Here is a 15,694-nt window from a genome sequence, read left to right as displayed (position 1 = left end):
ATCGATTTGCGAAAGTAACGATTTTTTCTATGCGACCGACAAAAGAGTTGATTATAGAGAGCAGAATAACGGTTTTGTAAATTTTGTAGGGGGATTATTGATAAATTTCGAAAATAGGGTGTTAGTTGTTTATATTTGTAATTATCAACTAATGAATATCAATAAATGGGAAAAACGGCAACCAATGTTGTAAATCAAATTCAAATTCTACGCGACAGAGGAATGGATTTAGATCTTCCCGAAGAGAAAATAAAAGAGATTTTATTGGATATAGGCTATTACCGACTTGGTTTTTACTGGAATCCATTCGAGAAAAATAAAAATCATGAATTTAGTGAAGGAACAAAATTCTCTGATGCAGTAAAATTATATTACCTTGATGTGGATTTAAGAAATATTCTGTTGAAATATATAAATAGAATTGAAATTAATTTTAGGACAAAGGTCGTTTATTATGTTTCCAATAAATATAAAAACGCTCCAACATGGTTTATAGACCCAAAAATAATGAATACAGATTTCATAAAATCTATAAACGAATATTACAATCCTAAATTCATTAAAAATAATCGAACAATACAATTACATCACCGTAATAATATCAATGATAAGTATGCTCCGGCATGGAAAACATTAGAGTTCTTTACTTTTGGTGCCATATTGAAAATTTTTAAGTCTTTAAATGAAGAGGATGTTAAAAAGAGAATAGCAGGAGAATATAAGGTGCTCAATTTAAATAAATTCATTAATCTCATGGATACTATTGTTTTTGTCAGAAATACGTGTGCTCATGGCGGAGTATTATTTGATTTTCAAATTCCTCAAGGAATTGCGATTTTACCGGGAATCGTATTTAATAATAATAACAGACATTCACTAGATTCTTCAATTAAAATAATTTCTTACATACTAAATTCTGTTTCTGAAAGTAGAAGGTTAGAAATGGAAGAGTTTATCAATGAATTATTTAAAAGTCACTGTGAGAATGAAGTAATAAAGAATATTATAGAAACTAAGATAGGGTACAGATTTGCATAGTTTGTAATAATAAAATTATTTGTATCTTTGCAAAGTAAAAGTGCCCCATTATTCTTTAAGCTTTAATGCTGCACTCTAAAAAAATATTTGTGAACCCGGACTTGCTCCGGGTTTTTATTTTTACAATAACCCTGAAATTAATGTTGAGGTGCTTCCTGCGGGAATTTACTTTTTAAATGTATCGGCGCAGGAAGGTGTACAGCATTTAAAATTTGTGAAGGAGTAACTGAAAGTCAGAGGTCGGAAGTCTGATGTTTGAAATCTGAAATCAAAAATCTACAATATAAACCTCGTTTGCAGTAGCAGGCGGGGTTTGTTTTTGTAAGATAAATTTTCGTAAGAATGTTGGTTGGTTAAGTTCCTTTTTTATATTTGTATAAACCAACAAATCAATTATTTATGAAAAAAACATTACTCTCACTTGTAGCACTTGCTGTTACACAATTTTCCGGCGCTCAAATATTGGAAGATCATTGCTGGGATAGCTTCTCTTCCCTGGGTTTTCATTCATTAGCTGTCAAGAGTGATCATACGTTGTGGGCATGGGGGCATAATGCTTATGGGCAGTTGGGAAATGGGGAAACAACCAATAGTAGTATACCTGTTCAGGTGTCGTCCGAAGGCCAATGGGCTGTTGTTGCAGGAGGTAGTGACCATAGTGTGGCTCTGAAAGCAGATCATACGTTATGGACATGGGGAAGGAACAATAATGGGCAGTTGGGTGATAACACCAATACCGATAATGGTGTGCCTACTCAAATAGGCACGGCAAATGATTGGGAACAAATAGCTGCAGGTGCTTTTCATACCCTTGCTATTAAGGCTAATGGAACACTTTGGGGATGGGGAAACAATTCATATCAGCAGTTAACCGGTACAGGCGCTAGACTGGTACCTACGCAGATAGGCTCGGCTACCGACTGGGTAGAGGTTGCGTGTGGATCTTACTTTACAATTGCCCGAAAAAGCAATGGTACTTTATGGGCTTGGGGCAAAAATGGCGATGGCGAACTGGGTATTGGCTCATCTGGAGGGTCTACTATAGGTGTCCCTACACAAATTGGTACAGATACCAATTGGAACCATGTAGACGCAGGATTTGCATTTGCTGTAGCAAGCAAAAATACTGAAGGAGCAAACTTGTGGGCTTGGGGAAGCAATACTAATGGGCAATTGGGTGATAATACTACGGTAAATAAAAATAGTCCCATACCTGTAGGGGGAGATGTTCATTACGATTCTTTTAGTGTGGGGCTTTTGCATGTAATTGCTGTTAAGAGCGATAACACTTTATGGTCGTGGGGAAGAAATATGTTTGGGGAATTGGGTATAGGTTCGACTACCGATAGCTATACTCCTGTTCAGGTGGGTACCAACGACCAATGGACTCATGTGAGTTGTGGTGCATCTCATACTTTTGCGCAAACTGCTAATGGAGATAGCTTTTTATGGGGCAGAAATCATTACGGGCAGGTAGGTAATACTACTGTTATAGATCAGACAACTCCGTTCTTTTTATCTACGTGTTCAACAATAACAGGCCTTAACGAAAACACCCTCTCTCAAATAACGCTTTACCCTAACCCAACATCATCAATGCTTACTTTGGCGAATACCGAAATGCTAAACATAGAAAACCTTTCGGTTACCGATATGACAGGTAAACTAGTCCTTTCACAAAAAGGAAATAGTCCTGAAATTAATGTTGAAGTTCTTCCTGCGGGAATTTATTTTTTAAATGTATCGTCGAAGGAAGGCGTGCAGCATTTAAAGTTTGTGAAGGAGTAACTGAAAGTCAGAGGTCGGAAGCCCGATGTTTGAAATCTGAAATCAAAAATCTACAATATAAACCCCGTTTGCAGTAGCAGGCGGGGTTTGTTTTGTTAAGGAATAATTTAAAAATATGTTTTTTATAAACTTTCGAAAAATTGTGATGCTGTTGCGCAACCTTTTCGTTTTTTTGAGCATCTTTTAATTAGTTTTGTAACTAAACCAACTTAATCATGAGAAAATTATTTATTTGCTTTTTTGCAGCAATTACGGCTTTAAGCTGTTCTGACGACGACTCTTTTACTATGCCTACCGATCCTAACGAAATAGTTAAGCTTCCGTGTGCTTCATCATCTGTACTTAAACTGGTAACACAGGCTGATGTTAACTATTATGCCGAAAAGGGATATTGCTCTGTGGCAGAGCTTATCATTGGCGGAGAGCTTACGGATGATAATATTACTGATCTTACACCGCTGGCAGGACTTTATAATGTTGAAGGTGATGTTACCATTGAGGCTCCTTATCTGGAAAGTCTTGAAGGGTTGCATAATATACTGAACATAAGGGGTGATTTGACTATTAGTCGTGGCGGAATGAAATCGCTTGATGGTCTTAGGGGTCTTAAAACTCTGGGAGGAGATCTTACAATTGATTATAGTAGCAGTCTTGAAAATATTGCTGCTCTAAACAGCATGGCAACACGTGAAGGTGTTAATATAACTTTGTATAATAATCAGGCTTTAAAAACACTGGGTTTTAACGGTGTAACCACAGCAGGGGCAGTATCAATAAAATATTGCGGAATACAGAATCTTAATAGTTTTCAAAATCTTGTTGCTGCCAATGAGATTACTATAGAGGGGAACGAATTGTTTACGTCTCTAAACGGCTTATCGTCTATAACAAGCCTGAAAAAATTGAGCATAACGCAATGTCCTGAGTTGACTTCTATAGAAGGACTTGAAAACGTTACCAGATTTGAGAACCTTACCATAAGCTATACAACCAAATTTAATTCATTACAGCCATTGCACAATGCTACAAGCATCCGTGTGTTAGATTTAACCGTTAATGAAGCATTAACATCATTGGAGGGACTTAATGGTTTAAAAGAGGCTTCAGAAATCAGATTAGCCACTAATGATATGCTGACATCTATAAGTGCACTTGCTAATCTGGAAACAATAAAATCTCAAGAAGGCGAAGGCAATGCCATGTTGTCTATAATTAATAACAATTCGTTAGTAACTTTAAACGGACTTGAGAATATTACTGATTTTGTTGCACAATTGTATATTGTAGAGAATGATGCTTTGAAAGACTTCTGCGCCGTTCAGGCTATTGTAGACAATGCGGTTTATCCGGAAAGTATAAGTATTAGCGACAATCAATACCAGCCTGATTTTACCCAGCCGGGCGGTTGCAGTATGGATTAGTGCTCTTTACTGTAAATACTACTTTAATATACAACCCCGTTTGCAGTTGCAGGCGGGGTTTGGTTTTGTAATCGAAACTTGCAGATAAATGGAGGTTTTGTATATTCCTTTTTTATATTTGTTATAACCAACAAATCAATTGCTTATGAAAAAGTTGCTTTTATTTTTTTATAGCGGGAATACTTGTGTCCTGTCATCACGATGATAATCCGTTCGATACGCCTCCGGCGTGTTATGGTTCTTCAGATTTTTACTTACATACCCAGGCTGAAGTTGAGGCTTTTGCCGCATTAGGGTATTGCGGTGTTCAAAATCTTGTAATAGGTGGTGGCGAGGGGCAAAATGATATTGTTAGCCTTGAAGCATTGTCAGGACTTTATTTCTCAAGGGGTAACATAGCTATCCAAAATTGTCCGTTACTTACAAGCCTTGAGGGACTTAACAATGTTACTAATACAACAAACCTGTATATAAATAATAATAATGCTCTTACCGATATTTCGGCACTCTCTTCACTTATAGATCTTCGTCGTGAATTATACATTACAGATAATCCTGAACTTACAAGTCTTAATGGGCTTCAGGGTGTAACAAGGGCAGCTGAAATTGGAATATATAATTGCAACAAACTTAAGAATATGTCCGGGCTCAATAACCTAACAAAGGTTGATGGAACTCTTGCAATAGATAACTGTGCTAATCTTGAATCTTTAGAGGGGCTTAACAACCTTAACAGTGTGCATGGCATACGCTTGTTTTTAAATCCTGCACTGGCATCACTTCAGCAGCTTAGTAATTTAAAAACTATTAGTAATATCGATGATAGTTCTGGCTATATAAGTATTTCAGGAAGTGCTCTTACTACACTTGCAGGGCTTGAAGGTATAACCGATGCTGAGGGTTCCCTGAATTTTGAAGATAATTTGGCTTTAAGAGATTTTTGTGCCATTTCAAATCTTATACGCTATAATGGGGTGGCGTTTTACAGCAAGGGGAATTATTATAATCCTTATGTTTCTGATTTTACCAATGGCAATTGCAGTATTCCGTAATATTATTGCCTGTAAGGTGTGAGGATATAATCGAAAAATATAAGACCGTTTGCTATAGCAAACGGTTTTTTTATGCCCTTTTGTTTTTCCGGGTTTAATTTTCGAATCATTCTTTTTTACGAATATTTCTTACTTTTAATAAATAATATTTTGATAATTATGTATATTTTTAATCAAAATAGTGTGTTATATTTTAATTATTAATTAAGCTTCTGTAACATTTGTAAGGTATTTTGTTATCGTTAGTCGATTTATTCCTACAATTACTTTTAAAGTTTCTATCTTGGCATCGCTATTTTAACTAAACCGATTAACTATGATTAAAAAATTATGCTTTGTTCGGTGGTTTTGTTGGCTGATGCTATTCATTACTACCGGCATAAACGCTCAAAATGCTTTGGATTTTGATGGCGTTAACGAATATGTTCAGACTACCTATCAGGGTATGTCGGGCTCTGCCGCCAGAACTATTGAAGCCTGGGTTAAAATCCCTACCGACAATCCCACGACGCAAACAGTGATTGCAGACTGGGGTAATATGGCTGTAAACGGACAAAGGTTTACCTTTAACGTGCTCAACAATAATTTACGTATTGAGATAGGCGGAGGGGGAATTACCTATACAAGCTCGCTTGCCGATAATACCTGGCACCATGTTGCGGTAACGTATGATCCTACACAGGCAACCAATAAGTATACATTGTATGTAGATGGTCTTCCCGGTGCAACAGGTAATATTACTACAGCAACGATAAGTACGGCTGCAGGTCCGGTAAGGATTGGCAGAAGAATTGATAATACAGGTTCTTTTAAAGGCACTATTGATGAGGTTCGTATATGGGATGTGGCAAGAACACAGGCCGAGATTGCGGGCGCCATGAATACTGAATTTTGTGCACTCCCTACAGGATTAAAGGCTTACTATAAGTTTAATAATGGTGTGGCAGGAGGAAATAATGCCGGAGTAAATTTGGTTTTAGACTCTGCTTCGGGAAAAAATGGCATGGCTAATGGTTTTGCCTTTACCGGTAGTACATCAAACTGGGTAACAGGTAAAACACTTACCACAAGTACCCCAACAGCAGTGGCAACCTTAAGTGGTCCTACACTTACGGCAACAGCAGTTGCAGGCGCAACCTACCAGTGGGTAGACTGTAACAATGCCAATACAGCCGTAACAGGTGCTACGGCGGCTACATATACGCCAAGCTACAGCAGTACTTTTGCTGTAAAAATAATGCATGGCGATTGTTTTGCTATTTCAAACTGCATTCCGGTAGTAGTTGCAGGCTGTAATGTTAATCCTTCGGTAACACTTAACGGCACAACGCTTGCAGCGGTACAAACGGGAGCAACCTACCAGTGGATAGACTGTAATAACAGCAATACTGCAATAACAGGCGCTACTGCGGCTGCTTATACTCCCACTGCAGGAGGTAATTATGCAGTTACTGTAACTACGCCCGACACCTGCGTTACAACTACAGCGTGTACTTATGTATGTGCCCTTAGCCCCGCAGTAACCATAAGCGGATCTACACTTACAGCAGTACCTGTGGGTGTTTCGCCATCCGCTACGCTAACGTATCAGTGGGTAGACTGTAATAATGCCAATGCTCCAATTACAGGGGCTACAGGTGCAAACTATACACCTACCATAGACGGTACTTTTGCAGTTATTATTACATCTTCAGACGGTTGTATGGCTATTTCGCCTTGTACAGAGATGATACTGCCGATACTGCCTAACGCACTTAATTTTGACGGAAGTGCGGATTATGTACAAACTACTTATACAGGCCCTCAGGGTGCTGCTGCAAGAACTGTTGAAGCATGGGTAAAAGTGCCTACAACAAATACGTCAACACTAAAATACATTGTAGACTGGGGTACATCTACAGCATCTACAACTGCAGCTAACAAATTTGCGTTAGGAATACTTAACCAAAAATTACAGTTTAGCTTAACTACAAGTACAACTGTAGTGGTTCAGGGTACTACAACCTTAAACGATAATAACTGGCATCATGTGGCAGTAACCTATGATCCTCTTGCAAGTACTAATAAGATACTTCTATATGTTGATGGTGTTCAGGATGGAGCAGGAACGCCTACTACTGCTGTGAATACAGACAGCGGAACAGCCGTAAGAATTGGGTATGGTGTTAATAGTTCAGGTTATTTTAACGGAACTATAGATGAGGTGCGTATTTGGGATGTAACCCGTACCGCAGCAGAGATTTTAGGAGCAAAGGATACAGAATTATGTACTATTCCGTCGTCGTTAAAAGCCTATTATAAGTTTAATAAAGGAGCTCCAAACGGTGTAAATACAGGACAGACTGTTGCTCCTGATTCGGCAGGAAACAATCCGGGTGCATTAAATATGGTAACCGGTGGTTTTGCACTATCAGGAACATCGTCAAACTGGGTGCCGGGTGCACCGTTAACAGGTGCTCCTACAGCTACAGTAACGCTTGCTAGTGGCACGCTTACTGCAAATACAGTTGCCGGTGCAAGCTACCATTGGGTAGATTGTGCTAACGCAAATGCAGTAGTTTCAGGCGCTACAACAGCGGTTTTTACACCTACAGTATCCGGAAACTATGCAGTAGTAATAACAGGATCTAACGGTTGTGCTACAACATCGGCCTGTACTCAGGTAACGGTTGTTCAGGCATGTGTTATAAATAATGCAGTAACCCTAAGCGGAACTACACTTACAGCTACACAAACAGGGGCGACTTACCAGTGGGTAGACTGTGCTACCGATACAAATATTAATGGTGCTACAAATGCTACTTATACCCCTACGGTGTCTGGTAACTATAAAGTAATTATTACCATGGGAGCAGGTTGTACATCAACATCAGCTTGTACTCAGGTTTGTATCGTAAACAATGCGGTAACCCTAAGCGGAACTACACTTACAGCTACGCAAACAGGAGCAACCTACCAGTGGGTAAATTGTACTACTGATACTAATATTAGCGGAGCTACCAATGCTGCTTATACTCCAACAGTATCGGGTAGCTATAAAGTTGTGGTAACTATGGGTGCATGTACCGTTACATCAGCTTGTACTGCGGTAACAGTTTGTAACCTAACGGCATCGGCTACACTTTCAGGAACTACGCTTACTGCCAATGCAGTAACTAATGCAACCTATCAGTGGGTAGATTGTGGTAATGCAAATGCTGCGGTGGCAGGTGCTACAGCACAAACATTTACACCGGCAGTAACGGGTAACTATGCTGTTGTTATTTCCACCCCTGATACCTGTACAGCAACATCTTCATGTACTACCGTTACTATTACGGTTTGTAATCTTGATAACACAGTTACTTTAAGCAACGGAACACTAACGGCTGTTCAGGGAGGTGCAACGTACCAGTGGGTAAATTGCGATACCAACACCAATATCTCTGGCGCTACCGCTGCGTCATATACGCCAACGGCATCGGGTAACTACAAGGTAATTATTACAGCCGGAAGCTGTACAGCAACATCGGCTTGTACTTCGGTAACGGTTTGTAGCGTAAACCCTGCGGTAACACTTACGGGCACTACACTTACGGCTACACAAACAGGCGCAACCTACCAGTGGGTAAATTGTGCTACTGATACTAATATTACAGGAGCTACTGCGGCATCATATACGCCAACGGCATCAGGTAGCTACAAAGTTATCATCACTATGCCAAATTCATGTACGGTGACATCGGCATGTACTCAGGTTTGTATAGTAAACAATGCAGTTACGCTTACGGGCACTACACTTACAGCTACACAAACAGGCGCTACATACCAATGGGTAAACTGTACAACAAATGCTAATATTACAGGCGCTACAGCACAAACATATACACCAACAGTAACAGGCGACTACAAAGTTATTGTTACTATGGGCACCTGTACAGCAACATCAGCTTGTACTCAGGTATGTGTAGTAAACCCAGCAGTAACACTTGCAGGCACAACACTTACAGCAACACAAACAGGGGCTACTTACCAGTGGGTAGATTGTACTACCAATACCAATATAACAGGTGCTACTGCACAAAGTTATACCCCGACGGCTTCGGGTAACTTTAAAGTAGTGGTAACTATGGGTACTTGTACTGTTACATCGGCGTGTACCCAGGTGTGCGTGGTAAACAGTACTGTAACATTAACAGGAGCTACGTTAAGCGTAGGGCAAACAGGAGCTACTTACCAGTGGGTAAACTGTACTACCAATACTAATATTACAGGTGCTACGGCTCAAACATATACAGCTACAGCATCGGGCAGTTATAAAGTTATCATTACAATGACAGGTGGTTGTACGGTTACATCGGCATGTACCTCTGTATGCGTTGTAAACAATGTTGTAACTCTTGGAGGCAACACACTTACTGCTGCTCAGGCAGGAGCTACTTATCAGTGGGTAAACTGTGCTACTAATACTAATATTACAGGTGCTACTGCACAATCGTATACGCCAACTGTAACGGGAGATTATAAAGTAATCATTACCATGGGTACTTGTACGGCAACATCGGCTTGTATGCAGGTATGTATCATTAACCCGGCAGTAACCCAAACAGGTATAACACTTACGGCTGCTCAAACAGGAGCTACCTATCAGTGGATAAACTGTGCTAATGGCAATGCGCCGGTTGCAGGCGCTACAGCAGCAACATTTGTGGCTACGGCAACAGGCAGTTATGCTGTTGTTATTACTATGCCTAACGGATGTACAGCGACATCGGCTTGTACCCCAATAACAATTTGTAATGTTAACCAGGCTGTAACCGTAAACGGAAACACCATTACCGCTACACAAACAGGTGCTACATATCAGTGGGTAAACTGTACTACTAATACTGCTATTACAGGAGAAACATCTCAGTCGTTTACCCCGGCAGTAAGCGGAAACTATAAAGTTGTGATTAGTATGGCTGGTGGTTGTAGTGCAACGTCGGTATGTACATCAATTTGTATCATAGATCCGGCAGTAACCCTTGCAGGAACTACACTAACAGCTACTCAGGCTGGTGCAACCTATCAGTGGGTAGACTGTACTAACAATGCTAATATAGCAGGTGCTACAGCACAAACATATACACCATTAGTGAGTGGTAACTATAAAGTTATAATTACTATGGGAGCAGGTTGTACAGCGACTTCAGCTTGTACTGCTGTAACGGTTTGTAACCTAAGTGGTGAGGTAACACTTAACGGAACCACATTTACGGCAACCCAGGCAGGGGCAACCTATCAGTGGGTAAACTGTGATACTGATATGCCGGTATTGGGCGAAAACGCGCAATCGTTCACGGCAACAATAAGCGGAAATTATAAGGTTATAATCAGCACGCCGGACAACTGTACCATTACATCGGCATGTCAGTTTGTAAATCCATGTAATGTAACTGCGGGAGTGAATAACAATGGTGGTGTACTAATGGCTGTTGCGGTTCCGGGTGCAAGCTATCAGTGGATAAACTGTGATAACGGCAATATGCCAATTGAAGGAGAAACAGCAATGAATTATCAGCCAACGATGAGTGGTAACTATGCCCTTATGGTAACGGTGGGTGAATGTTCAGATACTTCAGATTGCCAATATGTACTTGTATGTAACCTAAGCGGTGAGGTAACCCTTGCCGGAACTACGCTTACAGCTACTCAGGCAGATGCTTCTTACCAGTGGATGAACTGTGATACAGATCTTCCTGTTATTGGAGCCAATGAGCAATCGTTTACTCCGTTGACAAGCGGTAATTATAAAGTTGTTATCAGCACCCCGGACAACTGTACTATAACATCAGAATGCCAGCAGGTATGTATTATAGATGCTACTGTGATAAACAATGGCTGGACGCTTACAGCAGCACAGCAGGGTGCAACCTACCAGTGGATTAACTGTGCAGATAATTCAGTGATAGAAGGTGAAACATCGGCTACATATGTACCAACAGTTACAGGAAATTATGCAGTACAGATATCGTTTTCTAACGGATGTACGGTAACTTCAGCTTGTGAAGGAATTGAAGTAGAAGAGCTTTCTGCCGGATCATTTGATTTTGCACATGCTATTTCGGTATATCCTAATCCAACTAACGATAGGGTAACTATCGATATGGGTGAGCCTTACGATAATGTCGCTACGACAATTATAAATATTGCCGGCCAGGTGGTAGCAACACAGGGGGTAAACAACTCTCAAACCTTTACTGTCGACCTAAGTTCGGTGGCAAGAGGAGTTTACTTCCTTAATGTTCAAACAGCTTCAGGCCAGTCGGCTGTACTTAAGGTTATTAAGAATTAACGTTTTTTTTTAGAATGTTATTTTAGCTGGAAGACCCCGTCAGTAATGGCGGGGTTTTCGTTTTTAATGCGTAATCTGTGCAAAATATGGAGCATAAAGTGCAGCAACTCCCTAAAACTATTTTGTACTTTTGTTTTTAAGAGATTTTAATGGTGAGAAAGTGTTGAGTCTAATTACTTAATACTAACATCTAACATCTCAATACTAACATCTAACATCTCAATACTGATTATGCCTGTTATAGCAAAATTTATAGTAGCCAACGAAGAGAACGCTTATAAAGTATCTGAAATGGCTAATGCCTATTATACTACCTCAAAACAAAAGGACACCGCGAAGGAGAATACTGTTTCGGCTTTTTTGAACAAAGCCAATTCGTTTACTACCGAATGGCTGATGACCTTTGATGTAACGGGTGAAGATGAAGACAGGGTAGAAGAGCCACTGGCATTGCTGGTGCTTATATCAGCAAACCTGCCTAAAGAAGCAGATGGGGGCAAGCCGCTGTATATAGAACGCACCATTCCGTCCGGTAATGATGAAGGTAACCAAAAGCTGCTTAACCGCGCTTTTGAGATTGCTGCACAGCGTAAGCACGACGTTGTATGGGCCGAGGTAAAACCTGCCGATACTGCACTGGCAAACTTTTACAAAGATCTTGGCTTCAGAGAAAGCGGTAAACGTGATGAAGCACTACTGTTCAAGAAAGCATTATAACTAAAAGCTCCGTTTTACAACTGGGCTTTTTAATTACAATATCCCGGGACTTTGGGATAAAAATCGCTTTTTTACGTTTCGGTGAAGTTAAGTATTCTTATAGTTCGTAAATTGCATTTCATCGATAAAAAGTATGTTTTTGGCGATTTTTTTAACATTTACAATTGTTTGTTCTATATTTAGAAACCCCCGCAATAATTAATTGTAATCTTCAAACCCCCAAATTGTATGAGCACAGGCTCCTGCTTTCTTGTTGATGATGATGCGGACGACCGTGAAATTTTTGCCATGGCACTTAAAAAAGCGCATGCCAGTTATGTGTGCGATATGGCAAAAAATGGTGCAGATGCAATTAAAGCCATGCAGGAATCTGATATAGTGCCCGGTTACATTTTTGTAGACCTTAATATGCCAATGATATCAGGAAAGGAATGTGTGGAGGCATTTAAAAAAATTTACCGTTTGGCAGATGTACCTGTTATTGTTTATACCACGTCTTCGCATCCTAAAGATGTAGAGGATATTAAAAATGCCGGGGCAGACCATTACCTCGTTAAACCCAACAGTTTTTCAGCCCTCGTAGGTATTCTCGAAGAACTGCTTACCAAAAAAGAACTTCCGTTTTATATTGATGCAAATAACTGACCGCTAAATTTTCATTAGCATGTATTGGCTTTTAGCAATTTGATTATCTTTACCTTACCTAAAAATACCAAATACACAGCCAATGCAAAATCCTAATCTTTCAGATGCAGGCGCTTCTTTGCACAACAACTTTTGCCGGACAGATTTTGATACATCACTTCTTACCGATACACCTGTGCCCATTTATACCTGCGGGCTAGATGGTATAATAACCTATTTTAACAAGGCTGCAGCCGACCTGTGGGGGCGCGAACCCGAAACCGGGATCGAAAAATGGGGTGGTGCCTATAAAATTTATATGGCTAATGGCGATGCTTTTATCCGTGGATTTAATCCTATTGATAAAGCCATGCAAACCGGAGTGGTTGAGAAACCCATAGAGTTTGTACTCGAACGTGCTGAAGGCACTCTCTTTAATGTTTTGGTGCATATCACGCTTCTATATAATGAAAAGGGAATAGTTCAGGGCGCATCGGTAATGCTTATTGATGTCACAGAAAAAAGAAAAGCAGATTCGCCTAGTTATAATGCAATCATAGAAAATGTAGAACGAAATAGAAAACTGATACGCAGTACTGAAGACCGCTACCAAAAGATGATAGATGAGGTTGAGGATTATGCTATTCTCATGCTCGATAGGGAAGGGTATGTACTTAACTGGAACAGGGGAGCTAAAAAGATAAAGGGTTATGCTGCCGAAGAAATACTAGGAAAACATTTTAGTGTTTTTTACCTGCATGACGACAGGGAAAAACAACTACCGGAAACCCTGTTAAAGTATGCGCAAGCCAACGGTCGTGCCACCAATGAGGGATGGAGACTGCGAAAGGACGGAACAAAATTTTGGGCCTCGGTTGTAATCACAGTGCTTCATGACGATTATAATAATTTAATAGGCTTTTGTAAAGTAACCCGCGACCTTACCGAACGCAAGTTTGCCGAAGACCGCCTTCGCCATAATGCCCGCGATATAGAGTTTCGTAACAAACAGCTCGAAGAATATGCTTATATCGCCTCGCATGATCTTCAGGAACCGCTTCGCAAGATACAGGTGTTTAGCGAAATGCTTATGGAGAATATAGACGATAAAGCATCTGTTATACGCTACATGGATAAGATAAATTCCAGTGCAGGCAGAATGACCACGCTGATAAAAGACGTACTTAAATATTCTCAGCTTTCAAGTACCGATGGGCTTTTTGAAGTGGCAGATCTTAATGAGATACTTGAAAATGTAGTTCTTGATTTCGACCTGCTTATCGAACAGAAAAATGTGAAGCTAACCATAGGTAAACTTCCCGTGCTAAAAGGGATTCCTATTCAGTTGCACCAATTGTTCTCTAATTTACTAAGCAATGCCATAAAGTTTGGCGGCAGCAGTCCGGAAATTAGTATAACCGCCCATCCAATTACAATAGATGACAGGGTTGACTCAGCCTTTTTTAAAAATGGTGTTCCCTATATAAAAATTCTTTTTAATGATAAGGGACAAGGCTTTGAGCAGGAATATGCCGATATGATTTTTAAAATGTTTAAACGTCTCGACAATACACCGGGAACAGGTATAGGACTGGCGCTATGTAAAAAAATTGCAGAAAATCATAACGGAGACATCAGTGCCAAAAGTGAACCGGGTGCAGGTACTACATTTAGTGTTTTTCTTCCGCTCATTTAGGTTTGCAGGGTTATTGGGTTTTGGGTTCAGAGTTGCCACGATTACTCAAAACTTTGTGGCTTGGTAACTCTGAAACTTTGCCACTGTTTCCTAACTTTGTAAAAACACTATTCTTTCCCAATGAAAAAACATCTTTTATTATTTTTTGCGCTGATAACTTTCGCATTCGCAAAAGCGCAGAATTATAAAACAGTTACTTATTTTGCCAATGATACCCTGAAACTCGAAATGGATGTTTTTGTGCCAAAAGGCAAAAGCAAAGAAAAACTTCCGTTAGTAGTACATGTACATGGCGGTGGTTTTTCGGGAGGGGAAAGAAGTTCTGACCGTGACTTTACCAAAAAAGCCGCAGAGCAGGGATTTGTAGCGGCTAATATTACCTATACGCTGTACATGAAAGGCAAAAGCTTTAGCTGCGACGGCAAACTTCCGGAAAAGATAAAAGCGATTCAGATTGCTGCCAACCAACTGCAGCAGGCGGTAATTTACTTCCTGAAAAATGAAAGCACCTATAATATTGATCCTGCCAAAGTATTTATTTCGGGCAGTAGTGCCGGTGCCGAAACGGTGTTGCATGCTGCTTTTTTGGATAGTAAAATGATGAGTATGTATAGTGAAAGTCTTCCTGCCAATTTTAAATATGCCGGAGTAATATCGGGCGCAGGTGCTATTATGGATTTAAACCTGATTACGCCAAAGAATCTGGTTCCGGTACTGTTCTTTCACGGTAGTTGCGATACGATAGTACCTTATGCTACGGCAGCGCATCATTACTGTCCGCCTAACTCACCGGGATGGCTGATGCTGTTTGGATCATATTCTATTTACAACCATATCATCGGGCTGAAAGGCAATACCAAACTGGTTACCTATTGTGGTGGTGGCCACGAATACAGTGCAGAGCTTTTTCATAACGACCCGCTACAGATTATCGATTTTATGAAAGGTGCACTTAAAAACGAAAAACAGCAATCGCATACTATTGTAGCTACAGGCAAAGAATGCCAGAAGTATGCAGAGTATGAGTTTTGTAAGTAGGCGT

General features: G+C 40.1%; 10 protein-coding genes. All 10 read left to right on the top strand.

The features are described 5' to 3' along the window. Positions 1-165: 165 nt before the first annotated feature. The 10 genes from ACFSR3_RS01675 (at position 166) to ACFSR3_RS01630 (ending at position 15,690) form a co-directional block, all read left to right on the top strand. On the top strand, positions 166-1,038 hold the full coding sequence (locus ACFSR3_RS01675; RefSeq protein ID WP_379819429.1) for an Abi family protein: 873 nt from the start codon (positions 166-168) through the stop codon (positions 1,036-1,038). Positions 1,039-1,123: 85 nt separating this feature from the next. Then, positions 1,124-1,264, top strand: a complete 141-nt coding sequence (locus ACFSR3_RS01670; RefSeq protein WP_379819528.1) for a T9SS type A sorting domain-containing protein — start codon at positions 1,124-1,126, stop codon at positions 1,262-1,264. A 173-nt stretch (positions 1,265-1,437) separates the two neighbouring features. Further along, complete coding sequence (locus tag ACFSR3_RS01665) at positions 1,438-2,826, top strand: T9SS type A sorting domain-containing protein (protein ID WP_379819428.1); 1,389 nt, start codon at positions 1,438-1,440, stop codon at positions 2,824-2,826. Between the two features lie 215 nt (positions 2,827-3,041). Beyond that, the gene (locus tag ACFSR3_RS01660) at positions 3,042-4,247 is read left to right on the top strand and encodes a hypothetical protein (RefSeq protein ID WP_379819427.1); all 1,206 of its coding nucleotides are present in this window, start codon (positions 3,042-3,044) and stop codon (positions 4,245-4,247) included. 185 nt (positions 4,248-4,432) lie between these two features. Further along, positions 4,433-5,299: a hypothetical protein gene (locus ACFSR3_RS01655; RefSeq protein WP_379819426.1), complete on the top strand. Its 867-nt coding sequence runs from the start codon at positions 4,433-4,435 to the stop codon at positions 5,297-5,299. 316 nt (positions 5,300-5,615) lie between these two features. Next, positions 5,616-11,615, top strand: coding sequence for a LamG-like jellyroll fold domain-containing protein (locus tag ACFSR3_RS01650; RefSeq protein WP_379819425.1), 6,000 nt, complete (start codon positions 5,616-5,618; stop codon positions 11,613-11,615). Between the two features lie 231 nt (positions 11,616-11,846). Then, on the top strand, positions 11,847-12,332 hold the full coding sequence (locus ACFSR3_RS01645) for a GNAT family N-acetyltransferase (RefSeq protein ID WP_379819424.1): 486 nt from the start codon (positions 11,847-11,849) through the stop codon (positions 12,330-12,332). 228 nt (positions 12,333-12,560) lie between these two features. Then, complete coding sequence (locus ACFSR3_RS01640; protein WP_379819423.1) at positions 12,561-12,977, top strand: response regulator; 417 nt, start codon at positions 12,561-12,563, stop codon at positions 12,975-12,977. An 82-nt stretch (positions 12,978-13,059) separates the two neighbouring features. Next, complete coding sequence (locus ACFSR3_RS01635; protein WP_379819422.1) at positions 13,060-14,652, top strand: PAS domain-containing sensor histidine kinase; 1,593 nt, start codon at positions 13,060-13,062, stop codon at positions 14,650-14,652. Between the two features lie 120 nt (positions 14,653-14,772). Next, positions 14,773-15,690: an alpha/beta hydrolase gene (locus ACFSR3_RS01630; RefSeq protein ID WP_379819421.1), complete on the top strand. Its 918-nt coding sequence runs from the start codon at positions 14,773-14,775 to the stop codon at positions 15,688-15,690. The last annotated feature ends 4 nt before the right edge of the window (positions 15,691-15,694 follow it).

The organism is Flavobacterium suzhouense, from assembly GCF_042684765.1.
Taxonomy (GTDB): domain Bacteria; phylum Bacteroidota; class Bacteroidia; order Flavobacteriales; family Flavobacteriaceae; genus Flavobacterium; species Flavobacterium suzhouense.
Note: the sequence above shows the minus strand (reverse complement) of the source record. Positions and strands in the feature narration are given on the sequence as shown.

Bases quoted from the DNA above. Each gene is read 5' to 3' on its own strand.
- ACFSR3_RS01675 (WP_379819429.1), top strand. From the start codon at position 166: ATGGGAAAAACGGCAACCAATGTTGTAAATCAAATTCAAATTCTACGC.
- ACFSR3_RS01665 (WP_379819428.1), top strand. From the start codon at position 1,438: ATGAAAAAAACATTACTCTCACTTGTAGCACTTGCTGTTACACAATTT.
- ACFSR3_RS01660 (WP_379819427.1), top strand. From the start codon at position 3,042: ATGAGAAAATTATTTATTTGCTTTTTTGCAGCAATTACGGCTTTAAGC.
- ACFSR3_RS01650 (WP_379819425.1), top strand. From the start codon at position 5,616: ATGATTAAAAAATTATGCTTTGTTCGGTGGTTTTGTTGGCTGATGCTA.
- ACFSR3_RS01645 (WP_379819424.1), top strand. From the start codon at position 11,847: ATGCCTGTTATAGCAAAATTTATAGTAGCCAACGAAGAGAACGCTTAT.
- ACFSR3_RS01640 (WP_379819423.1), top strand. From the start codon at position 12,561: ATGAGCACAGGCTCCTGCTTTCTTGTTGATGATGATGCGGACGACCGT.
- ACFSR3_RS01635 (WP_379819422.1), top strand. From the start codon at position 13,060: ATGCAAAATCCTAATCTTTCAGATGCAGGCGCTTCTTTGCACAACAAC.
- ACFSR3_RS01630 (WP_379819421.1), top strand. From the start codon at position 14,773: ATGAAAAAACATCTTTTATTATTTTTTGCGCTGATAACTTTCGCATTC.